This is a genomic window from Caulobacter endophyticus (assembly GCF_003116815.1).
GTDB lineage: Bacteria > Pseudomonadota > Alphaproteobacteria > Caulobacterales > Caulobacteraceae > Caulobacter > Caulobacter endophyticus.
Map to the genome: position 1 here is coordinate 110,643 of NZ_QDKQ01000069.1, position 21,745 is coordinate 132,387.

The following is a 21,745-nucleotide window of genomic DNA, read 5'->3' on the forward strand; positions in this document are numbered from 1 at the left end:
CGCGGCTGTCAGCGGGGCAGGGGCCTTGGCCAAGACGGTCGACCCGACCCTGGCGCCCGATCCCGCCGTCAGGCAGGGCGTGCTGCCCAACGGCCTGCGCTACCAGCTGATGAGCAACGCGGTTCCCAAGGGCGCGGTGTCCATCCGCCTGGGCGTGGAGGTCGGCAGCTTCGAGGAGGCCGACGCCGAGCGGGGCGTGGCCCACTTCATCGAGCACATGGCCTTCCGCGCCACGCGCCGTTATCCGGATGGCGCGCCCGACCGCGTGTTCGCGCCGTGGGGCGTGGTGTTCGGCCGCGACCAGAACGCCGTCACAGACCTCTTCTCGACCTCATACATGCTCGACATGCCGCATCCCGACGATCGGCAGCTGGAGACGGGCCTGGCCTGGCTGCGCGACGTGGCCGACGGGGTGGTCTTCACCGACGAGGGCGTGGCCCGCGAGCGGGGCGTGGTCCTGGCCGAGATGGAGACGCGCGGCGGACCCCAGGTCGACGCGCGCAACGCCATCTCCCGCTTCCAGGCGCCCGAGGTGCGCTCGGTGGAGCGACTGCCGATCGGCGTGCGCGAGACGCTGAACGCGGCGACGCCGGCCAGCCTCAAGCGCTTCTACGACGCTTGGTACCGGCCCGAGCACGCGGTGCTCACCGTGGTCGGCGACCGGCCGCTGGACGCGCTGGAGGCCATGGTCAAGACGGCCTTCGCCGACTGGACGGGGCGGGGCTCCAAGCCGGTGCGGTCAAAGATGTCGCCGCCGCGCGCCAAGCGCTCGCCGGAGGGTTTCGTGGTCGCCGGCGAAAGCCTGCCCACCGCCATCAGCGCCTGCGCCATGCGCCCCGGCGTTCCGCCCCAGGCCGACACCGTCGCCTTCCAGCGCCGCGAGACTCTGTCCCTGGTCTGGCAGGCGATCCTCAACGACCGGCTGGCCAGGCGCGCAGCCGCCGCCGACACCCACCTGCTCGGCGCGCTCGCCATGAGCCCAAAGAGTCGCGAGCTGGGAACGACGTGCCTGGTGGCCATGCCCGTCAACGCGGCCTGGCGCGAGGCCCTGGCCGAGGCTCGCGCCGAGCTGAACCGGTTTGCGCAGGAGGGCCCCACCGAGATCGAGGTCGAGAGCGCCATCGAGAAGCAGCGCTCGCTCGTTCGCGGCGCCTATCTCGGCGCGGCCTCTCGCACCTCGCCCGACCTGGCGGGCGGGCTGATGGCCAAGGCGCTGGCCGGCCAGGTGGTCCGCTCGCCGGCGGCCTCGTTCTACGTCTTCGACCACGCCGTCGAGGACCTCTCGGTCGAGGAAGTTCGCGCCGCCTTCGCCGAGGACTGGGCCGGCTCTGGTCCGCTGCTGTCGATGACGGGCGTCGAGCCGCCGACGGGCGAGGCTCTGCTGGCCGCGTGGAACAATGCGGCCACGACGCTCGCCAGCAGCGCCGCCGACGCGCGCGCCGCCAGCGCCGTCTGGGGCTATCGCGACTTCGGCCGGGCCGGCAAGGTCGTGGAGCGCAAGACGATCGACGATCCCGGCTTCGTCCGACTGCGCTTCGCCAACGGCCTGATCCTGAACTTCAAGCAGACCAAAGCTCAGCCCAACAAGGTGGAGGCTCGGGTCAACTTCGGGGCCGGACGCCGCGAGATCGCCGACCAGGACCATGCGATCGCCCAGTTCGCCGCGCCCATGCTGGTCACAGGCGGCCTTCGCAAGAACAGCTTCGAGGAGATCCAGGCGCTGTTCCCGGTCAGCGGCCTCTGGAACTTCCAGTTCGATTTCGGGGCGCAGAGCTTCTTCATGCGCAGTTCGGTGTTCAGCGACGATCTGACCACGCACCTGCAGATCCTGACGGCCTATGTCAGCGATCCGGGTTTCCGCGGCACGCTCGACGCCCGCATGCCGACCGCCGTCGACATGGTCTATCGCACCCTGCTCAGCCAGCCGCCCTCGGCCCTGTCCCAGGCCATGAGCCTGCGCCTGGACCCCACCGGCGCCAACAGCATGCCGCCGCAGGCGACTATGGCGGCTTACAGGGCCGCGGATTTCGACCGCGTCCTGCGGCCGGCGCTGACGACGGCGCCGCTGGAGGTGACTATCGCCGGCGATATCGACGAGGCCCAGGCCATGCAGGCCGTGGCCTCGACCTTCGGCGCGCTGCCGCCGCGAGCAGCCACGCCGCGCGGTCGACCGGACGTTCACTTCGTCCGCTATCCCGCGGAGGCGATCGAGCCCGTCCGGGTCGAGCACCAGGGACCGGCCGACAAGGCCGCCGCCACCCTGATCTGGCCGCTGTATGTGGCCACGCCGGAACGGCGCAGCGAGGAATACGCGATCAAGCTCCTGGCCGCGGCGTTCGACACCGCTCTTCGCCGCCGGATCCGCGAGGAGCTGGGCAAGACCTATGCGCCGGTCGTATCCAGCTTCACGCCCGACCACGGCGACCAGGGCTCCCTGTTGGTCAGCATCGAGGCCGAGCCGCGCGACATCGCCCTGCTCGCCGAGGAGGCCGAACGCCTGGCGGCCCGCTTCCGGAACGGCGAGATCACCGAGCAGATGCTCGACGACGCCCGCCAGCCCGTGCTGGCGTCGGCCCAGGCGCGCCGCGAGACCGCCGGCTGGTGGGCCGAGGCGATGGCCGGCTCGGCGCGCGATCCCGCCATTCTGGCCGAGGCCCTGCAGTTCGAGCCCCTGGTCAACGCCGTGACGGTGGACGACCTCAAGGCCGCCGCCAGGACCTGGCTGGCCCGTCCGCCCATCAAGGGCTTCGCCTATCCCGCGGCCAAGACCGCCCAGGCCTCTACCGGAGCCGCCCGATGATCCGCGTCCTTCCCCCGGCGCTGGTGCTGGCCCTCTTCGCCTCGGGCGGGGCGCTGGCGGCCGATCCGCAGCAGGCCTGCCTGTCCTCGGACTCCTCGCAGCGCCTGTCCGACAGGAAGCAGATCATCGCCGACTGCACGGCCGCGATAGAGGCGAGCGGCGTCGAGCCGGCGGTCGCCGCGCGTCTGCTGACGACCCGCAGCCAGGCCAACTGGCGCTTGAACAATCGTCCCGAGGCGCTGGCCGACGCCGAGCAGGCGTTGAAGCTTGCGCCGGGCGACCTCGAGGCGCGGCTGGCCCGCGGGGCGGCGCTGTATGACCTGCGCAAGGTCGATGAAGCCCTGGCCGAGTACGATGCGGTGCTGAAGCAGCGTCCCGCCGATCCGGTCGCGCTGCTCTACCGCGGGCGGCTGCGGCAGTGGAGCAAGAACGATGCGGCCGGCGCGCGCGCCGACTACGACGCCGCCATCGCGGCCGATCCCCGCTTCGTGCGCGCCTATGTCCAGCGGGCGCGATTGCTCGAAAGCAGCGATCCCGCCGCCGCCGAGCGCGACCTGCTGACCGCTATGGGCCTTGGCCAGGACACCTACGCCGCCCGACTGAGTCTCGGGGCGATCTATGAGGGGCAGGGGCGCAAGGCCGAGGCCAAGGCGCTGTACGAAGCACTGACCCGGGAGAACCCGACGGACGCCTATCCGCTGAGCTTCAGTTCGATCCTGCTGGCCGGGGAGGGCGATACGGCCGGCGCCCTGCGCGACGCCCGCCAGGCTGTCCGCGTGGATCCCAAGGAGACGCGGGGCTACTACGCGCTGGGCGTGGCGCTCGACCAGGCGGGTCAGGTCGACCAGGCCCTGGCGGCCTATCGCGAAGGCCTGGAAGTCGACCCGGAAGACAACATCATCCTGCTGGCGCTGGGCGCGCTGGCCCGTCGCGCAGAACGCTACGACGAGAGCCTTGCGGTGCTCGACAGGCTGGTGGCGCTCGAGCCGAAGGACAGCGAGGCGCACTTCCAGCGGGCCCTGGTGCTGGCGGCCAAGGAAGAGACGGTCAAGGCGATCGCCGAGTACGACGCCGTGCTCGCGCTGAAGCCGGATGTCGCCGCGGCCTTCTACAATCGAGGGCAGCTGCATGGCCAGCAGGGGCGCCACGAGGCGGCGGTCGCCGACTTTCGCAAGGCCGCTGAGCTGGACCCCAAGGATCCGGACGCCCTGAACGGCCTGGGCATCCAGCTGGGCGAACTGGGTCGCACCCAGGAGGAACTCAAGGCCTATGCCGACGCGCTGAAGATCGATCCGGCCAACGTGGCCGCCTACGTCAACACGGGCATCGTGCACGAGGCGGCCCAGGACTGGTCGGCGGCCCTAAGCGCCTATGAGGCGGCCGCGCGGCTGGCGCCCAAGCGCGCCGATCTGCAGGTGACGATCGGGCATGTCCTGTCGCGCCAGGGGGACCAGAAGGCGGCCGGCCGGGCCTACGACAGGGCGATCAAGCTTGATCCCAGGCGCGTCGCCAGCTGGAGCGCGAGGGCGGCCTATCTGACGGGCCTGGGCCAGGACCGCCAGGCTATCGCCGACTATGGACAGGCGCTGAAGCTGGCGCCCGAGGACGCGGATCTGCTGGTGGCGCGGGCGAACCTGTTGAGCCGGCACGGCAGGCTGGCGGCGGCGATGGCCGATCTGGACGCGGCCGTGGCCCTGGCGCCGAAATCGGCCTTCGTCCTCAACAACCGCGGCCTGCTGCACGCCCTCAACGACGACGCCGAGGCGGCCCTGGCCGACTACGACGCGGCGCAAGCCGCCGAGCCCGACTACGAGCCCACCTACTACAACCGTTCGGAGGTGTTCAGCGACCAGATGCGCTTCGACCGCGCCATCCGCGACCTCAACACTTCGCTGAAGCTGTCGCCGGGCGACGCGCTCAGCCTGGCCCGGAAGGGATCGGTCTACTGGCTGCTCTCGGACCACATGCGGGCGTTGGAGGAACTGAACGCGGCGATCGCCGCCAATCCGAACTATGGGGCCGCCTGGGAATGGCGGGCCAAGGCCAAGGCCAGCCTGGGCGACGAGGCCGGCGCCGCCGCCGATCGCAAGGAAGCCGCCCGCCTCGCCGGCGGCGGCTGACGCGACTTTCCATGGGGCCTGTCCGGGCGGCGTGATCCCAGCCGCCGGACGATCGGGGCCGGCGCTAGCGGGCGCCGGCGACCATCAGGATCTGGGCCATGTTCTGATCGATTTCAGAGGAACGCCAGGAACGGAACGCAGATCAGGCCCGCTCCGGCCAGCGCGGTCGCCGCCTTGGGCCGCCACGACAGCAGAAGCACCAGCAAAGGTGCGGCCACGCACATCTGTCCCACCCAGGCGGTGACGCCCAGCGCCGGTCCCAGCCGCAAGACGGCCACGGCGGCCGACAGCGCCAGAAGCGCCCAGCCCAGCACGCGCAGCACCCGCTGGGGCGGCAGGACCAGCGGCTCCAGTCCAGGGCGATGCTTCTTCATGGCCAGGGCCAGGCAGGCGAAGGCCGCGAAACTGATCAGGCCGCTCTCATAGGGCATCGGCGTTCTCCCTGGCCTTGGCCGGCTTCGAGACGGGCGCTGCCGGCTGACCCGCGTGCGCGGCTCGCCGCTCGGGGGGCTTGGGCTTGGCGGACGCCTTCAGCGCCGCGAGCCCGCACAGGGCGGCGATGGCCAGCATGGCCAGGTCAAAGGCCGCGAACAGACCGTCGCCGGCGCGCAGGCTGGCGATGAGGCCGCGATCGGTTGTCAGCGCGTTGACGGCCGGCAGGGCGGCGAAGGCGACGGCCGCCAGGCCCAGCGTCTCGATCCAGGCGCGGCGGGCGGGGCGCACCAGCGATACGACCGCCAGGCCGAACCACGTCCAGAACATCGCCTTGACCTCCAGCTCGGCGCGGCCGGGCAGGTCGGCCGGGATCAGGCGGTTGGCCAGCAGATAGGCGGCCATGCCGGTCGGCAGGCAGGCGATGACGCCGATGTTCAGCCGCTCGACGAGTCTGAGCCCGAAGAACGGCTTGGCGTTGGGCTTGCGGCGCTTGACCACCCAGAGAACGAGCCCGGTGCCGACCATGGCCGCGCCGGTCAGTCCCATGAAGAAATAGACCCAGCGCAGGGCCGGGCCGGCGAAATGCCCAAGGTGCAGGGCCAGCATCACACCGGCCGCCGCGATGGCCGGACCGGGGGAGGGCGATCGCGACAGCTGCTGCCCCGTCGCGCCGGAGAAGGTGATCGAGTCCGGTCGCGCGTTCAGCCGGCCGGCCGTGGCGCGCAGCAGGGTCACGGTGGCTGCGGCGTCGTTGGGGTTGCGGATGACGATCGTGCGGGGGCGGTCGCCGTTCCACTGGCGGGCGGCGGCCTCGATCATCGGCGTGACCGGCAGCAGCGGCGCCGGGCGTCCCGACGCCTTGGCTTCGGCCGGGGCGCCGTAGGCGGCGGTCGTGAAGGTGTCGGGCTTGTCGAAATTGGCCTTGATCGGCCAGGGCATATACATCGCCACCAGCGTGATCAGGCCGGTGTAGGTGATCATCGCGTGAAAGGGCAGGGCCAGCACCGCCGAGGCGTTGTGGGCGTCCAGCCAGCTGCGCTGGCCCTTGCTCCAGCGCAGGGTGAAGAAGTCCACGAAGATGCGCTTGTGGGTGATCACGCCCGAGACGATCGCCGCCAGCATGAACATCGCGCAGACCCCCGCCAGCCAGCGGCCCCACGGGTGTGGGATCTGGAGCTGGAAGTGGAAGCGGTAGAAGTGCTCGCCGCCGCGGGTGTCGCGAGCCTCCAGCGGCTGGCCGGTGGCGGGATCCAGCTTCAGTTCGGGGCGGCGGGCCGGCGGCTTTTCCGGATTGGGCTTGGCCCGCGCGAACACCCGCGTCACGCCGGTGCGGTCGTCGGGCAGGTAGATGAACCACTGCTGGTCGTCCGGCGTCGTCGCCTGCAGGTGGCCAATGGCGGCCTGCGCCGCCTGCTCGGCCGGGACCGCGGACGCGCGCAGCTCGGGCTGCATCCACTGGGTGATCTCGGGGCGGAAATAGCTGGCCGTGCCGGTCAGGAACATGGCGAACAGGATCCAGCCGGCCAGCAGGCCCAGCCATGCATGGATCCAAGCCATCGACTGGCGCAGCGCCCGCGCGGGCGGGGCAGGGGCAGGGGCAGAGGCAGGGAAGGTCGGGCGCACGTTCATGCTCGGGCTCCCATCAGCACCACCGCTGCGCCGGCGACCAGCGCCGAGCCCCAGATCGCGGCGGCCACGAGCGCCAGCCGCCGTTCATGGAACGCCCACAAGGCAAGGCCCGCGAACACCAGGAACGACAGGATCATGCCCCAGGCCGAGGCCTCGGCCGGGGCGATCGGCAGCAGGCGGGCCAGCAGCGAGGCCAGCGCCGCGGCGGCCGCATAGCCGCCGAACAGGGCGGTGACGGCGCGGGCGGTCATCCGCGCCACGCCGGGCCATGCGGCCGCCTGTTTCGCTGATCGATCGTTGTTCACTCACCCTCCGAAAGTTGGCTTGCGCCTAACAACTCGTTTCGATAGTTGCAACTCATTATCAATATTATCGACAATCTTGACGAGGGTCTTCATGGTCATCCGTTCCAAAACCGCGCGTGGCGCGAGCGCCAACGCCCGGGTCTTGCGAGGGCTGGCCGTGACCGTCGCCGCGGCGGCCGCGCTACAGGGGGTCGGGGCGACCACCGCCTGGGCCGAGGAGGCCGATAGCGATTCCAACACCGTCGAGCGGGTCGAGGTCACCGGCCTGAAGGCGCGCCGCGCCGCCGCCGGCACCAAGACCGAGACTGCCCTGATCGAGACGCCGCAGAGCATCACCGTCATCGACGGCGACGAGCTTTCGCGCCGCAATGTGCAGTCGATCAACCAGGCGCTGGGCTTCGTCGCGGGCGTCTCGCCCAACCAGCGCGGCGGCATGGTCACGCGCTACGACCAGCTGGTCGTGCGCGGCTTCGCGCCGGGCGTTTTCCTGGACGGCATGCGCCTGATCGCCGGCCCCTATTCGACGCCGCAGATCGACTTCAACCGCATCGACCACATCGACATTGTCAAGGGGCCCGCCTCGGTGCTGTACGGCAACTCCACGCCGGGCGGCCTCGTGAATCTTGCCAGCAAGCTGCCGGAGGAGGGGAGCTTCGGGCGCATCGAAGGCCAGCTGGGCAACTTCGACACCCGGCGCGCGGCGGTGGACGTCAACGCCCCGCTCGACAGCCAGGGCAAGTGGCTGGGCCGCGTCCTGGCCGGCTGGCAGAAGGGCGACGGCATGACCGACGGGACCTTCAGCGAGCGCTATCACATAAGCCCGATGGTGACCTTCGAGCCGACGGCCGACACCAGCCTGACCCTGGTGGGCGCCTACCAGCGCTCACCCAGCGGCGGCGGCTATTCGGGCGTGCCGGCCTATGGCTCGGTTCTGCCCAACCCGTTCGGCAAGCTGCCGCGCGAGATCAACACCGGCGATCCGGGCTATGAGCGCTACGACCACAAGGCAGGCTCCGTGGCGGCCTTCTTCCGCCACGACTTCAACGAGCACCTGACCTTCCGCTCGAACGCCCGCTTCCAGAACAACAAGCTATCCTACCGCCAGCTCTATGTGGGCGGCTTCGCCACGACGGGGGTGGGCGCGGCCCGCAACAGCGACTATTCGACGATCATTCGCGGCGGCGGCGGGGCCGACGAGGACTTCGACACACTAACCCTCGACAACCAGGTCAGCGCTCGCTTCGAGACCGGCGCGGTCAAGCACCAGGTCCTGGCCGGCTTCGACTACCAAAAGATCACCGGCGAGAATTTCCAGCAGTTCAACACCGGCCAGTCCAGCAATCCGCTGACCAGCATCCCGACCTGTCGCTGTTCGCGCCCACCTACGGCGGAACCCTGCCCAGCATGGATCTGACGGTGCTCTCGTCGGCCTATGTGAACACCTACAGCCGCCGTGTGCAGAAGGGCCTGTACGCCCAGGACCAGATGACGATCGGCCGGCTGCATCTGATCGCCAGCGGCCGCTACGACTGGTACGAGCAGGTCACCGACAACAAGAAGAACAACACCTCCAGCACGCTGGAGCAGAACGCCTTCACCATGCGGCTGGGCGGCCTCTACGAGCTGGGCGCGGGCCTGGCGCCCTATGTCAGCTATTCGGAGTCCTTCGAGCCCCAGGCCGGCACGACCTGGCAGGGCGAGGCCTTCGTGCCTGTCACCGGCCGCCAGCTCGAAGCCGGGCTGAAGTACCAGCCAAAGGGCACGTCTGCGCTGTTCACCCTGGCCGCCTACGAGCTGGAGCGCCGCAAGGCGCCGGTCGCCGATCCGCAGGGCGGCACGAACGGCATTCCGGCCAACTCGCAGATCCAGATCGGCGAGGTTCGCGTGCGTGGCGTCGAGCTTGAAGGGCGCGGCGAGGTCTCGCGCGGCCTGAACGTGGTCGCAGCGCTCAGCTACACCGACGCGATCGTCACCCAGGGCGCGCCGGCCATCGCGGCTACCGCCACCAACAGCGGCACGCCGACCACGACGGGCGCCCGCCAGCTGGGCGTGCCGGAATGGGGGGCCTCGACCTTCGTCTCCTACGACCTGGGCCGGGCCGGCCGGGCCACGGGAGCAGCGGCGGGCCTGCGCCTGGGCGGCGGCCTGCGCTATGTCGGCGGTTCGGACGGTACGACGACCTATGCTGTGATCAACAACGTCACCACCTTCCAGCGCTTCCACACCGACGGCTTCATCCTCGTCGACGCCCTGGTCGGCTATGACCTCGGCGCGGTCTCGGCCGATCTTAAGGGCTGGGACGCGGCGCTGAACGCGGCCAACCTGTTCGACAAGCGCCACATCTCGGCCTGTCCGTTCAACAACAGCTGCTACTTCGGCTCGGCGCGAACCGTCACGGCCACCCTGCGCTACAGCTGGTGACCGGGCTGGAGGGCCGGCGTGTGTCGGCCCTCCGTATCCGCCGGAAACGGCGATTCCTTCTATGCAGCCTCGGGGCGTTATGTCCCGCGAGGTGCGAGTAGGTTGTGCGCCCGCCACGCCTCGATCCCGGCGAGTCAAAAAATGGGCTGGCGCCGATGCAGGCGCGCCACGCTCCGCTCGAAGGGGCGTAGCCCTTACGGAAAGCGGCTTCCAGGCGACCGGGGCCATGGGTCGTCATCTTGCTGTCGCCTGGCGTGTTTCCCACTGACATCCAAATGTAGCGCCGGTGTCACGCGGCCGACCTAAGCGCCCCCTCGCGTTTCCAAGAGGGGTTCAGATGTCCAAGCCGTTCGCCGCCAGCCGCCTGCTCGCCGGCCTGCTCGCCACCAGCGCCCTGTCGGCGCCGCTGCTCGCCCACGCCGCCGAGGACGAGGCGCCCAGCGCCGTCGAGGAGGTGATCGTCACCGGCCAGCGCGAGGCCCAGCGCGCCGCCATCGCCGTCAAACGCGACGCCTTCGTGGTGTCCGACGTCGTCTCGGCCGACGACATCGGCAAGCTGCCCGACCACAACACCGCAGCCGCCCTTCGCCGCATTCCCGGCATCTCGGTGATGGAAGACCAGGGCGAGCCGCGGTTCCCGGTCATCCGCGGCCTGCGCTCGACCTACAACCGCACCACCATCGACGGCGCCCTGGTGGCCTCGGTCGACGAGAGCGGCCGCACCGTGCCGATGGACATCGTGCCCTCGGTGATGGCCGGCCGTCTGGAAGTCATCAAGACCGTGACGCCCGAGAACGACGGCAACGCCATCGGCGGGGTCATCAACGTCACCACCCGCAGCGCCTTCGACGCCGGCCGGCCGTTTTTCAACGGCATGGCCTCGTACGGCAGCTACGAGCGTCACGGCGACGTGCGCAACGACAAGCCCTCCTACCGCCTGGCTTTCGCCGCCGGCCGCACCTTCGGCGCCGAAGACCAGTGGGGCGTCGTGATCGGCGCCTCGCACGAGCAACTCGACTACGACATCCCTCAGGTCGAGGCCGCCGATCCCAGCGTGCGCGAATACACCGCCGCCGGCGTCCCGGTGCTGTCGGGCGCCGCGAACGGCAACGGCATCCAGGTGCCGACCCAGCTTCGCCTGTTCTGGTACAACAACACCAAGCAGCGCAGCGGCGTGAACGGCAAGGTCGAGTACCGGCCGACCGACGACTTCCGCTGGGAGGCCTCGGCCCTGTTCTCGCGCATGGAGGACGACGAGGAGCGCATCGAGTACCGCATCGAGCCGCTCGGCAACGTCGCGGGCCAGACCCAGACCAGCGGCAGCTTCGCCCGCGGCCGCGGCATCATCCAACTGAACCAGCCGATCACCAAGCGCGAGATCGGCATGGCCCGCACGGGCTTCGCCTGGTCCTTCGCCCCGCAGTGGAAGCTCGACGGCGATCTCGTCTACTCGCAGGCGGGCCTGGAGGTGCCCAACCATTCGGTGGAGTTCCGCACCGTCGACGCCCAGGGCGCCAACTACGGCTTCACCTACGATACCTCCAACCCGCTGTTCCCGATCTTCACCTCGACCAACGAGGCGGCGATGCGCAACCCGGCCAACTACGTGCTGCAGCAGCATCGCGACGCCCTGACCAAGACCGACGAGAAGACCAGCCAGGCCCGTTTCAACCTGGCCTTCGACGACGACGGCGCCTGGAAGGCCAAGGTCGGGGGCGTGCTGCGCTCGACCCAGCGCGACTTCACCAGCAGCCAGGTCAACTACCGCGCCGGCACGGGCTTCAGCTACACCCTGGCAGAGGTCGACGTAGCCGGCCCGGACCAGCTGATCGCCGGCCGCTACCGCCTGACCCCGCGCATCGGCGCGGCCGAGGCCATGGCCTTCTTCAAGGCCAACCGCGACCGCTTCACCACCACCGCTGCCGCGCCGACCGGCAATTACGGCGTCGACGAGGACATCTATGCCGGCTACGCCCAGGCCAGCTACCAGTTCGGCGACGTCATCCTGCTGGGCGGCCTGCGCTACGAGCACACAAAGGTGTCGTCCAGCGCCATCCGCAACACCGGCGGCGTTTTGACGCCCACCAGCAACGACGGCTCCTACGACAACTGGCTGCCCAGCGTTCACGTGCAGTGGAAGCCGGCCGACAGCTGGATCGTCCGCGCCGCCTGGACCAACACCATCGGCCGCCCCGACTACGGCTCGCTGGCCGCCACCGAGACCCTGAACTTCGACGGCAGCCAACCGACCCTGTCGCGCGGCAATCCCGGCCTGAAGGCCCGCGAGAGCAAGGGCCTGGACCTGTCGGTCGAGTTCTATCCGACCGACGGCATGGTCTCGCTGGCGGTGTTCAGCAAGGATATCAAGAACGAGATCTTCACGCTGAGCTTGACCGAGACGCTTGATGTCGGCCGCGGCTTGGAGACCGTGCTGGTCTCGACCCCGCGCAACGCCGAGACGGCCAAGATCAAAGGCGTCGAGTTCGCCGTGCAGCAGGCCTTCACCTTCCTGCCCGCGCCGTTCGACGGCTTTGGCTTCAATGGCAACGTCACCTGGCTGGACACCGAGTTCACCTTCCTGACCTCGGCCGGTCCGCGCGTCACGGGCCTGTTCCAGCAGCCCGAGATCACCACCAACGAGTCGATCTACTACCAGCGCGGCCCGTTCGAGGCCCGGGTGTCGCACAACTACATCGGCGGCCAGCTGGAGACGATCAACGACGCCAACCCCAATTCCGACCAGTACTGGAAGGGCCGTCATGTGTTCGACGCCAGCCTGTCCTGGCGCTTCGCCGACCACTACACCGTGTTCGTCGAGGGCCAGAACCTCTCCAACACCGGCCGCCAGGAAGTGACCGGCCCCGGTCGCGGCTACCTGCAGGAATGGGCCAACTACGGCCGCACCTACTGGGTCGGCGCGGCGGTCAGCTTCTAGGATAGGGGAAAGGGAGACCGATCATGATCCTTGAACTCATCGCGGCCCTGGCGCTGCAGGCCGAAGCGCCCGCGGCCTCCGCGGCGCCGGCTCGCAAGGCCGAGACCGTCCGCCGCTACGACGCCGGCGCCAGCCAGGGCGCCGCCGCCGGCCCCAATGACGTCTATTCGGTCAGCAACTGGCGCATCGTCCGCTTCGACAAGAAAACCGGCGAGAAGCGCGCCGAGTGGACGGGCGACAAGGCCCGCTTCCCGCACATCAACTCGTGCGCGGCGATCGCCAGTGAGCTGGTCTGCGCCAGCTCCAACTTCCCGGCCACGCCCCACGTCAGCACGGTCGAGATCTTCGACTCCATGACCCTGGCCCACAAGCGCAGCATCTCGCTGGGCCTGGGCACGGGCTCGGTCACCTGGGTCGACCGTCATGACGGCGCCTGGTGGGCGATGTTCGCCAACTACGACGCCAAGGGCGGCGAGCCCCCGCGCGACCACCGGCACACCACCCTGGTCAAGTTCGACGACCAATGGCGGCGCCTTGAGGCCTGGGCGCTGCCCGCCACCGTGCTGGAGCGGATCAAGCCGATGAGCATCTCCGGCGGCGGCTGGGGTCCAGACGGCAAGCTCTATCTGAGCGGCCACGACCTGCCCGAGCTCTACGTCATGCAACTGCCTATGGGCGGCGGCGTGCTCGACCACCTCGACACCATCGGCATGGAGGCGGAAGGCCAGGCGATCGATTGGGATGAAGGCGACAAGGGCATGCTCTACGGCATCACCCGCCGTTCGCGCGAGGTGCTTGCGATGCGGGTCCCGCTGGCGAAGTAGTTTCTGCGATCGGTTCGCATCTATGAACACCTAAGGAGCCCCGACGCCTTGCGAGTCGGGGCTCTGGCGTTTCATCATCGGCCGTTATCGCTTTTCAGCGCGGGGCCAAACCAGTGACCGAGTCGGATTCCAAGCAGCGTTCGGGCATCCAGTCGGTCGGCATCGGCCTGCGGGTGCTGGACGTCTTGGCCACGCTCGACGGTCCGGCCGCGCTGGGCGTGATCGCCCAGGCCTCCGACCTGTCGGCTTCGCAGGCCCACCGCTACCTGGCCAGCCTGGTCGCCTCGGGCATGGCCAGGCAGGATCCTGCCACCGGCCGTTACGACCTTGGTCCCGGCGCCCTTCGCCTGGGCCTGGGCGCCCTGGCGCGGGTCGACGCCTTCCGCGAGGCCGATGAGGCCATCACCGCCTTCTCGCGTGAGACCGGTCGCACGGTGCAGATCGCCGCCCTCGGTCCCAGCGGCCCGATCGTCGTGCGCTGGGCAATGGGCTCGCCGCCGGTCGCCACCTCGTTGATGGTCGGCTCGTCGCTGCCGTTGCTGCGTTCGGCCACGGGCCACGTGTTCCTGGCCTTCCGGCCCGACAGCCACACCCGCCACATGGTCGAGCGCGAGACCCAGGCCGAGCGCGGCCTCGCGCCCGTCGACGTCGAGGCCTTGCGTCAAAGGGTGCGGCAGACCGGCTATTCGGCCATCAGCGGTTCGCTGATCCCGGGCCTGCGGGCCACGGCCCTGCCGATCTTCGATCTGCAGGGCGAGGCGGTCGTCACCGCCACGGTGCTGGCCACCGACGCCTTCGTGCCCGACCGGGACGAGGAGGTCCGCCAGGCCCTGGCCGCCGTCTGCGACCAGGTGACCACCACCATCGGCGGCCGCCGGCCGGTGGTTTGAAAGCTTCCTCTTCAGTCGTCATCCCGGCCGCAGCGTAGCGGAGAGCCGGGACCCAGGAGGCTGGGCTCGACGCCTGCATTCGTCACCCGGCGCGGTGGATAGCGCTCTGCCCGCCGCCCCTGGGTCCCGGCTCTACGGTTCGCTGCGCGAACCTTCGGCCGGGATGACGGGCTAGAGCTGTCAGGCCGCCGCCTTGCGCAGGTCGGTCCCTGGATCCCCCGCCAAGTCAGCCTTCAGCACCTTGCCGATCAGCCGGCGGGCCGAGGCGAAGTCACGGGGCTGGTCGAGGCACGCGGCGCCCACCAGTACGCCGTCGCGCAGGTAGAGCCTCGTGGCTTCGCCGCGCGCCACCACCGTGTCGCCCGCGGCCGGGTCGCCGAGGATCTGCAGGTTGTGGCCGCATTGGGCGGTCCAGAACCATGGCGTGGGCTCCGCTTCCGCCGGCAGGCCCAGGATCGCCAGGGCCGCGGCGCGGGCCGAGCTCTGGGCGTGGGCCCAGGTCTCCATCCGCTGCGGGGCGGCGGCGTCGCCGAACCGGCGCAGGGCCAGATCGCCGATGGCGTAGACGTTGGCGTCGCCGATCGAGCGGTAGGTCTCGTCGACCAGCACCCCGGCGCCGACCGGCAGGCCGGCGGCCTCGGCCAGCCCCGCGCGCGGCACGATGCCGATGCCCACGACCACCAGGTCGGCCTCCAGAGTAGAGCCGTCGTCGAGCGTCAGGGTCAGGGTCTCGTCGCCGGCCCCGATGGCGGCGACCGAGCGGCCCAGGCGAATCTCCACCCCGACCCGGGCGTGGGCGGCGGCCAGCCAGCCTGCGGCGTCGCCCGGCACGTTGCGGCCCAGAAGGCGCTGGCCGGCCTCGATGACGATGGCGGTGAGGCCAAGCTCGTGCAGGGTCGAGGCCGTCTCCAGCCCGATCACGCCGCCGCCGATGACCACGGCGCGGCCGCCGGGCCTGGCCGCCGCCGCGATGGCCTTGGCGTCGCCCGTGGTACGCAGCGGGAAGATCCTCGGATGGGCCCGGAAGGGCAGCTCTCGGGGCGCGCCGCCGGTGGCCAGGATCAGCTGGTCATAGGGCAGGGCGGTCCCGTCGGAGAGCGTCACTGTGCGGCTCTCCCGTTCGATCGAGGCCGCCGCGACCCCTAGCCGCAGGTCGACGCCGAGCTCGCTCCAGCGGGATTCCTCGGCGAGGTAGACGGGGGCTGAGTCCTTGCCCGACAGGTACGCCTTGGACAGGCTTGGCCGCTCGTATGGATGCTCGGCCTCCTCGCCGACCAGCGTGAGCGATCCCGAGAAACCCAATTCTCTCAAGGTGATGGCGGCCGCGCCGCCGGCATGTCCGGCGCCGATTACGACGATGCGTTGTTCCATGGCGTGTGCTTCCTCTCGCGTTGCATAATATGCAATGGATTTGACATGGATCAAAACCCACGACAGGGTGAGGGTCAATGGCGACGTGAGATCGCCGCTTCGACCACCGTCTGGGAGCTGCCCATGACCATCCCCGTTCGTCCCCCGGAAGGCCGCCTGTGGCCCGCCGATGCGGACGCCGCCGTTCCGTACTGGGTCTATTCCGACCCCGAGATCTACGCCGAGGAGCTGCGCAGGATCTGGTACGGCCCGCACTGGCTGTACGTCGGCCTGGAGTGCGAAATCCCCAATGTCGGCGACTGGAAGACCGCCACCCTCGGCGAGCGTCCGGTCGTCATGGTGCGCAGCGCGCAGAACGAGATCTCGGTCGTCGAGAACCGCTGCGCCCACAAGGGCGTGAAGTTCTGCCAGGCGCGCTTTGGGCATTCCGAAGAGCTGATCTGCCCGTATCACCAGTGGTCGTACGCGCTGAACGGCGACCTGCAGGGCGTGCCGTTCCGTCGGGGCGTCAAGCGCCAGGGCGGCATGCCGGCCGACTTCGATCTTACGCAGAACGGCCTGACCAAGCTGCGCGTCGAGGAAGTCAACGGCGTCGTCTGGGCCACCTTCTCCGAAGAGACCCCGGCTTTCCGCGACTATCTCGGCGAGAAGTTCTGGAAGCACTACACACGTGTCTACGATGGCCGGAAGCTGGAAGTGCTGGGCTACAACCGCCAGCACATTCCGGCCAACTGGAAGCAGATGCAGGAGAACATCAAGGACCCGTACCACGCGGGCCTGCTGCACGTGTTCTTCGCCACCTTCGGCCTGTTCCGCGCCGACCAGAAGTCGGCCGTCGATATCGACGACGAAGGCCGCCACGGCATCCTGATCTCGCGCAAGGGCGAGCAGGAGAAGACCGAGGCCATGGCCGACATCCGCAACTTCCAGGGCGACCTGGTGCTTGAGGATCCGCGCGTCATGGACGTGGTGCAGGAATTCCCCGGCGAAGAGACCGTGGGGATGATCACCATCTTCCCCAGCGTGATCCTGCAGCAGCAGGTCAACTCGCTGACCACGCGCCAGATCGTGCCCAAGGGACCGGACGGCTTCGACTTCCACTGGACCCACTGGTGCTATGCCGACGACACGCCGGAGATGCGCCTGCGCCGCACGCGCCAGGCCAACCTCTTCGGTCCGGCCGGCTTCGTCTCGGCCGACGACGGCGAGGTGCTGGAGATGACCCAGCAGGGCGCCACCCCGTCTCCCGACGCGCACATGATCCTGCAGATGGGCGGGCGCACCATCGAGAGCACCGACCACCAGGTCACCGAAACGGCCGTGCGCGGCATGTACCGCTACTGGCGAAAGGTGATGGGCCTGTGAGCACGACCCTGACCGAACGTCCGGCCGCGATCACGCGCGATGCGATCCGCGACCTCTATGACGACTACTACGCAACCCTGGACGAGGTGCGCCTGCACGACTGGCCCGGGTTCTTCCCGCAGGACTGCCTCTATCGGGTGATCCCGCGCGAGAACTTCGAGGCCGGCTACACCCTCAGCACCATGCAGGCCGAAAGCCGCGGCATGTTGAAGGACCGGGTGACGGGCCTGACCCGCACCCAGATGTACGCGCCGCGCTACTACCGCCGCTTCCCGACCGCCCCGCGCATTGTCGGCGAAGAGAACGGCGGGGTGCGCACGCGCCACAACCTGCTGCTCGTCCAGACCCTGATCGACAAGCCTTCGGAGATCGTCCTTTCGGCGGTCTGCCATGACCTGATCGTGGCCGACGAAGGCCGCCTGCGCTTCGCCGAGCGCGTGGTGGTCTTCGACTCCGAAATGCTCCCCAACAGCTTGGTGTACCCCGTATGACCGACGTCATCGACAATGCGGCGCTGACCTGGACGCCCGCCGTTCCGCCTTCCGACCTCGAAGAGTTCGGCGTCGCCGCCGCCACGGTGGGCGGCCTGAAGGTGGCCCTCTACGCCGTCGACGGCGAGTATTTCGCCACCGCCGACCTCTGCACCCACGGCGCCGCCAGCCTCGCCGACGGCTTCCTGGACGGCGAGCTGATCGAGTGCCCGCTGCACCAGGGCACGTTCAACGTCAAAACCGGCGCCGCCGTCGGCGCGCCGTGCTCGGTGGCCGTGCGCACCTTCCCGGTAAAGCTGGAAGGCGGCCTGCTGCACGTCGGCCTGCCGGGAGGCGCCTGATGGAGACGGTGCTTCGCAACGACCAGCGCAGCCAGCTCGAGGCGCTGTACGAGCAGATGGAGCCCGAAGGCCTCTATCCGCTCTGGGAAAAACTGAGCGCCCTGGTGCTGCCCCAGCCGGATTCGCCGGCCAAGGTCCACAAGTGGTCCTATGACAGCGCCCGGGACTACCTGATGCGGGCCGGCGACCTGATCAGCGCCAAGCAGGCCGAAAGGCGTGTGCTGATCCTGGAAAACCCGGGGCTCGGCGGATTGTCGAGCATCACGCCGAGCCTCTACGCCGGCCTGCAACTGATCCTGCCGGGCGAGATCGCGCCCGCCCACCGCCACGCCCAGTGCGCGCTGCGCTTCGTGCTGGAGGGCGAGGAGGCCTACACCTCGGTGGACGGCGAGAAGGCCGTGATGCGGCCCTTCGACCTGGTGCTGACCCCGGGCGGCCAGTGGCACGACCACGGCAATCCCACGGCCAAGCCGATGATCTGGCTCGATGGCCTGGACATCCCCACCGTCCGCCACTTCGACGCCAGCTTCGCCGAGGGGTACAGCGAGGACCAGTTCCCCGAGCAGGCTCCGGCCGGCGACAGCCTCAACCGCTACGGCCGCAACATGCGTCCGCTGAAGGGGCATACGGCCGACCGTCGTCCGGCCCACCAGCCGCTGTTTCACTACCCTTACGCGGAGTGGCGCCCGGCGCTGGACGCCATGGCCAAGGGCGCGGAGATCGATCCGCACCTGGGCCACGCGCTGGAGTTTCTCAATCCCGTCAACGGCGGGCCGATCATGTCGACGATCTCGGCGCACGTGCGGCTGATGCCGGCGGGGTTCGAGACCCGCGACCGCCGCTCCACCGACGGCACGATCTTCGTGGTCGTGGAAGGGGAGGGGCAGGCGGTCGTCGAGGGCGAGACCATCGCCCTTGCCCCCCGCGAGATCCTCGTCGTCCCGTCGTGGAAGACGGTCCGCTTCAAGGCCCAAAGCCAGCTCGTCCTGTTCGGCTACTCCGACAAGGCCTGCCAGGAAAAGCTGAACCTCTACAAGGAAGAAAACCTGTGAGCCTGATCTTCGAACCCCAGGCGCCGGTCCTGGCCGCCACCTCCACCGGCGAGCAGTTCCCGGTTCGCCGCATCTTCTGCGTCGGCCGCAACTACGCCGCCCACGCCCGCGAGATGGGCCGCGATCCCGACCGCGAGCCGCCGTTCTTCTTCACCGCCTGGGCCGAGACGGTCGTGCCGGACGGCGCGACGATCGCCTATCCGCAGAAGACCGAGAACTTCCACTACGAGGCCGAACTGGTCGTCGCCGTCGGCAAGACCGGCCGCAACATCGCCGTGGAAGACGCGCTCGACCACGTCTGGGGCTACGCCGTCGGCCTCGACATGACCCGCCGCGACCTGCAGCTGGAGGCCCGCGCCCAGGGCCGTCCCTGGGACACCGGGAAGAACGTCGAGCAGTCCTCGCCGCTGGGCCTGATCCAGAAGGCCGGCGAAGGTTTTGATCCGACCAGGGGCGAGATCAAGCTCACCGTCAACGGCGAGACCAAGCAGCAGGCCGACCTGGCCGACCTGATCTGGCCGGTGGCCGATATCGTCGCCTACCTGTCGGGCCTCTACCGCATCGAGCCGGGCGACCTGATCTACACGGGCACCCCGGCCGGCGTCGGCGCCGTGGTCGAGGGAGACGCCATGGTCGTCACCATCGACGGCCTGGCCCCGCTGAACATCAAGGTCGGGCCGCCCGCGGCCTGACCTGCGACCACCAAGACTAGGGACGAGGGGAGCGGCCAACAGAGCCGCCCCCTCTTAGAGGAAACGACAATGGCTACTCTTGAAGCGACGGCGGGCAACGCCGTTGTCGACCGGGCGAGGTTCGGCTCGCTGCAGTTCGGCGTCACCGCGCTGTGCGCCATCATCGCCATGCTCGACGGGTTCGACACCCAGGCCATCGCCTACGTCGCCCCGCGCATCGCCGAGGACTGGGGGCTGACCCCGGCCGCCTTCGGCCCGATCTTCGCCGTGGGCCTGCTCGGCCTGACCGTCGGCGCCTTCCTGCTCAGCCCCGCCGCCGACAAGTTCGGCCGCAAGACCATCATCCTGATCTCGACCGTGATCTTCGGCCTGTTCGCCCTGCTGACGGCGACCGCCGGCACGATGAACGAACTGCTGATGTACCGCTTTCTGACCGGCATCGGCCTGGGCGCGGCCATGCCCAACATCATCGCCCTGACCAGCGAATATGCCCCCGAGCGCCTGCGCGCCACGCTGGTGACGGTGATGTTCTGCGGCTTCCCGCTGGGATCGACCCTGGGCGGGGTGCTATCGACCGGCCTGATCGACCAGTTCGGCTGGCATTCGGTGTTCGTGCTCGGCGGCGTGCTGCCGCTGCTGCTTGTGCCGGTGCTGATGGTCATGCTGCCGGAGTCGGTGCGCTTCCTGGTCGCCAAGGGCGCCCCCGAGAGCAAGATCGCCCCGATCGTCCGCCGCATCGATCCGCAGGCCTCGACCGCCGAGTTCGTGGCTCACCTGCGCAATGAGCAGGCTGAGGCCCCCAAGGGCTTCTCGGTCGCCCAGCTGTTCACCCAGGGCCGCGCGCCGGTCACGGGCCTGCTGTGGGTGGCGTTCTTCATGAACCTGCTCGTGATGTACTTCCTGGTGAACTGGCTGCCGACCCTGCTGAAGGGCGCGGGCCTGCCGCTGTCGATGGCCATCCTGTCGACCGCCACCCTGAACCTTGGCGGCGTCGTGGGGGCCATCGCCCTGGGCCGCCTGATCGACCGCTTCAGCCCCTACGCCGTGCTCGGCGCAGCCTATGCGGCCTCGGCCGCCTTCATCGCCGTCATCGCGCTTGGCGGCACGCACCTGACCACCTTGCTGGTGGGGGCTGCGCTGTCGGGCTTCGGCGTCGTCGGCGCCCAGATCGGCTGCAACGCCCTGGCGGCTTCCGTCTATCCCACCGCCATCCGCGCCACCGGCGTGGGCTGGGCGCTGGGCGTCGGCCGCGTCGGCGCCATCGTCGGCCCGCTCGTGGGCGGCGCGCTGCTCGCCAACAAGTGGGCGCCCGGTTCGATCATCCTGACGGCCGTGGTTCCCGCCCTCATCGCCTCGCTCGCCGTCTTCATTCTCGGCGGCGTGCGCAAGAAGTCCGGAGTCTGAGAACCACCATGATCCTGCACGGCTATTTTCGTTCGACCGCGTCGTGGCGCGTGCGGATCGCCCTCGCCCTCAAGGGGCTGCCCGCCGACCAGGTCTTCCATCACCTGCGCCGCGGCGAGCAGCGGGCGCCGGACTACCTGCTGGTCAATCCGCAAGGTCTGCTGCCCGCCCTGGCCCTCGACGACGGCAGGGTGCTGACCCAGTCCCTGGCCATCTGCGAGTACCTGGACGAGACCCATCCCGAGCCGCCGCTGCTGCCTTCGGATCCCGTCGCCCGCGCCCAGGTCCGCGCCGTCGCCCAGGCCATCGCCTGCGACATCCACCCGGTGCAGAACCTCAAGATCCTGGCCCGCCTGCGCGACCTGGGCCTTGAGGAGACCGCCGTCCAGGGCTGGGCCGCCGGCGTGATCGAGGAGGGCCTCGACGCGGTCGACACCCTGCTGGCCGACCACGCGGGCCGCTTCGCCTTCGGCGACGCGCCGGGCCTGGCCGACCTGGTGCTCGTGCCGCAGCTTGGCAACGCCCGCCGGTTCGGCGTCGAGTTGCGCTGGAACCGCCTGACCGACATCGAGGCCGCCTGCCTGGAACTGGAAGCCTTCAAGTCCGCCGTCCCGTCGGCCCAGCCCGACGCCGAATAAACCCGTCCCACAAATCCAAGAACCAAAGAGCG

Annotated in this window: 17 protein-coding genes and 1 pseudogene; 14 read left to right on the forward strand and 4 right to left on the reverse strand. The window is 69.6% G+C overall.

The window, feature by feature from the left end; all coding sequences use genetic code 11:
- The first annotated feature begins 25 nt into the window (after window positions 1–25).
- Entirely contained in the window at window positions 26–2,800 is a 2,775-nt protein-coding gene (locus tag DDF67_RS21180; protein WP_158278085.1) for a M16 family metallopeptidase, read from the forward strand.
- A complete protein-coding gene (locus tag DDF67_RS21185; RefSeq protein WP_109102800.1) occupies window positions 2,797–4,920 on the forward strand; it encodes a tetratricopeptide repeat protein in 2,124 nt (707 codons plus the stop codon). Before DDF67_RS21180 ends, DDF67_RS21185 begins: the two co-directional genes overlap by 4 nt.
- 113 nt (window positions 4,921–5,033) lie before the next feature.
- Here the strand turns inward: DDF67_RS21185 and DDF67_RS21190 are convergent, their stop codons facing one another.
- The 3 genes from DDF67_RS21190 to DDF67_RS21200 form a co-directional block, all read right to left on the reverse strand.
- Window positions 5,034–5,351, reverse strand: a complete 318-nt coding sequence (locus DDF67_RS21190) for a DUF3325 family protein (RefSeq protein ID WP_109102801.1) — start codon at window positions 5,349–5,351, stop codon at window positions 5,034–5,036.
- Entirely contained in the window at window positions 5,341–6,912 is a 1,572-nt protein-coding gene (locus DDF67_RS21195) for a PepSY-associated TM helix domain-containing protein (RefSeq protein ID WP_199229303.1), read from the reverse strand. Before DDF67_RS21195 ends, DDF67_RS21190 begins: the two co-directional genes overlap by 11 nt.
- A gap of 68 nt (window positions 6,913–6,980) precedes the next feature.
- Complete coding sequence (locus DDF67_RS21200) at window positions 6,981–7,235, reverse strand: iron transporter (protein ID WP_109102803.1); 255 nt, start codon at window positions 7,233–7,235, stop codon at window positions 6,981–6,983.
- 145 nt (window positions 7,236–7,380) lie between these two features.
- Here DDF67_RS21200 and DDF67_RS21205 point away from each other — a divergent pair, with 145 nt between their 5' ends.
- The 5 genes and pseudogenes from DDF67_RS21205 to DDF67_RS21225 all read left to right on the forward strand — a co-directional run bounded on the left by DDF67_RS21205 (window position 7,381) and on the right by DDF67_RS21225 (window position 14,359).
- On the forward strand, window positions 7,381–8,703 hold the full coding sequence (locus tag DDF67_RS21205; protein ID WP_109102804.1) for a TonB-dependent siderophore receptor: 1,323 nt from the start codon (window positions 7,381–7,383) through the stop codon (window positions 8,701–8,703).
- Window positions 8,694–9,710 carry a TonB-dependent siderophore receptor gene (locus DDF67_RS21210; protein WP_109102805.1) on the forward strand — a complete coding sequence of 339 codons (1,017 nt, stop codon included), beginning with the start codon at window positions 8,694–8,696 and terminating at the stop codon, window positions 9,708–9,710. The genes DDF67_RS21205 and DDF67_RS21210 overlap by 10 nt, the downstream gene beginning before the upstream one ends.
- Before the next feature lie 364 nt (window positions 9,711–10,074).
- Window positions 10,075–12,645 (forward strand): annotated as a pseudogene (locus DDF67_RS21215) (TonB-dependent receptor); the annotation flags it as partial.
- Window positions 12,646–12,668: 23 nt separating this feature from the next.
- Window positions 12,669–13,469: a hypothetical protein gene (locus DDF67_RS21220; protein ID WP_109102807.1), complete on the forward strand. Its 801-nt coding sequence runs from the start codon at window positions 12,669–12,671 to the stop codon at window positions 13,467–13,469.
- A gap of 113 nt (window positions 13,470–13,582) precedes the next feature.
- Window positions 13,583–14,359, forward strand: a complete 777-nt coding sequence (locus tag DDF67_RS21225) for an IclR family transcriptional regulator (protein WP_109102808.1) — start codon at window positions 13,583–13,585, stop codon at window positions 14,357–14,359.
- A 180-nt stretch (window positions 14,360–14,539) separates the two neighbouring features.
- Here DDF67_RS21225 and DDF67_RS21230 read toward each other — a convergent pair whose 3' ends face one another.
- On the reverse strand, window positions 14,540–15,730 hold the full coding sequence (locus DDF67_RS21230) for an NAD(P)/FAD-dependent oxidoreductase (protein WP_109102809.1): 1,191 nt from the start codon (window positions 15,728–15,730) through the stop codon (window positions 14,540–14,542).
- Window positions 15,731–15,853: 123 nt separating this feature from the next.
- On the opposite strand from DDF67_RS21230, the gene DDF67_RS21235 reads away from it, so the two are divergent.
- From DDF67_RS21235 to maiA, 7 genes are all read left to right on the forward strand, one after another.
- Window positions 15,854–17,095 carry an aromatic ring-hydroxylating dioxygenase subunit alpha gene (locus tag DDF67_RS21235; protein WP_109102810.1) on the forward strand — a complete coding sequence of 414 codons (1,242 nt, stop codon included), beginning with the start codon at window positions 15,854–15,856 and terminating at the stop codon, window positions 17,093–17,095.
- On the forward strand, window positions 17,092–17,586 hold the full coding sequence (locus DDF67_RS21240) for an aromatic-ring-hydroxylating dioxygenase subunit beta (RefSeq protein ID WP_109102811.1): 495 nt from the start codon (window positions 17,092–17,094) through the stop codon (window positions 17,584–17,586). Before DDF67_RS21235 ends, DDF67_RS21240 begins: the two co-directional genes overlap by 4 nt.
- Complete coding sequence (locus tag DDF67_RS21245; protein WP_109102812.1) at window positions 17,583–17,927, forward strand: non-heme iron oxygenase ferredoxin subunit; 345 nt, start codon at window positions 17,583–17,585, stop codon at window positions 17,925–17,927. Before DDF67_RS21240 ends, DDF67_RS21245 begins: the two co-directional genes overlap by 4 nt.
- Entirely contained in the window at window positions 17,927–18,979 is a 1,053-nt protein-coding gene (gene gtdA, locus DDF67_RS21250) for a gentisate 1,2-dioxygenase (protein WP_109102813.1), read from the forward strand. The genes DDF67_RS21245 and gtdA overlap by 1 nt, the downstream gene beginning before the upstream one ends.
- The gene (locus tag DDF67_RS21255) at window positions 18,976–19,671 is read left to right on the forward strand and encodes a fumarylacetoacetate hydrolase family protein (RefSeq protein WP_109102814.1); all 696 of its coding nucleotides are present in this window, start codon (window positions 18,976–18,978) and stop codon (window positions 19,669–19,671) included. The genes gtdA and DDF67_RS21255 overlap by 4 nt, the downstream gene beginning before the upstream one ends.
- A 69-nt stretch (window positions 19,672–19,740) precedes the next feature.
- A complete protein-coding gene (locus tag DDF67_RS21260; protein WP_109102815.1) occupies window positions 19,741–21,075 on the forward strand; it encodes an MFS transporter in 1,335 nt (444 codons plus the stop codon).
- 8 nt (window positions 21,076–21,083) lie between these two features.
- On the forward strand, window positions 21,084–21,713 hold the full coding sequence (maiA, locus tag DDF67_RS21265) for a maleylacetoacetate isomerase (protein WP_109102816.1): 630 nt from the start codon (window positions 21,084–21,086) through the stop codon (window positions 21,711–21,713).
- Window positions 21,714–21,745 lie beyond the last annotated feature (32 nt).

Excerpts from the sequence above, each read along its gene's own strand:
- DDF67_RS21185 (WP_109102800.1), top strand. The coding sequence starts at position 2,797 with ATGATCCGCGTCCTTCCCCCGGCGCTGGTGCTGGCCCTCTTCGCCTCG.
- DDF67_RS21190 (WP_109102801.1), bottom strand. The coding sequence starts at position 5,351 with ATGCCCTATGAGAGCGGCCTGATCAGTTTCGCGGCCTTCGCCTGCCTG.
- DDF67_RS21195 (WP_199229303.1), bottom strand. The coding sequence starts at position 6,912 with ATGGCTTGGATCCATGCATGGCTGGGCCTGCTGGCCGGCTGGATCCTG.
- DDF67_RS21200 (WP_109102803.1), bottom strand. The coding sequence starts at position 7,235 with ATGACCGCCCGCGCCGTCACCGCCCTGTTCGGCGGCTATGCGGCCGCC.
- DDF67_RS21205 (WP_109102804.1), top strand. The coding sequence starts at position 7,381 with ATGGTCATCCGTTCCAAAACCGCGCGTGGCGCGAGCGCCAACGCCCGG.
- DDF67_RS21210 (WP_109102805.1), top strand. The coding sequence starts at position 8,694 with ATGGATCTGACGGTGCTCTCGTCGGCCTATGTGAACACCTACAGCCGC.
- DDF67_RS21220 (WP_109102807.1), top strand. The coding sequence starts at position 12,669 with ATGATCCTTGAACTCATCGCGGCCCTGGCGCTGCAGGCCGAAGCGCCC.
- DDF67_RS21230 (WP_109102809.1), bottom strand. The coding sequence starts at position 15,730 with ATGGAACAACGCATCGTCGTAATCGGCGCCGGACATGCCGGCGGCGCG.
- DDF67_RS21235 (WP_109102810.1), top strand. The coding sequence starts at position 15,854 with ATGACCATCCCCGTTCGTCCCCCGGAAGGCCGCCTGTGGCCCGCCGAT.
- DDF67_RS21245 (WP_109102812.1), top strand. The coding sequence starts at position 17,583 with ATGACCGACGTCATCGACAATGCGGCGCTGACCTGGACGCCCGCCGTT.
- gtdA (WP_109102813.1), top strand. The coding sequence starts at position 17,927 with ATGGAGACGGTGCTTCGCAACGACCAGCGCAGCCAGCTCGAGGCGCTG.
- DDF67_RS21260 (WP_109102815.1), top strand. The coding sequence starts at position 19,741 with ATGGCTACTCTTGAAGCGACGGCGGGCAACGCCGTTGTCGACCGGGCG.
- maiA (WP_109102816.1), top strand. The coding sequence starts at position 21,084 with ATGATCCTGCACGGCTATTTTCGTTCGACCGCGTCGTGGCGCGTGCGG.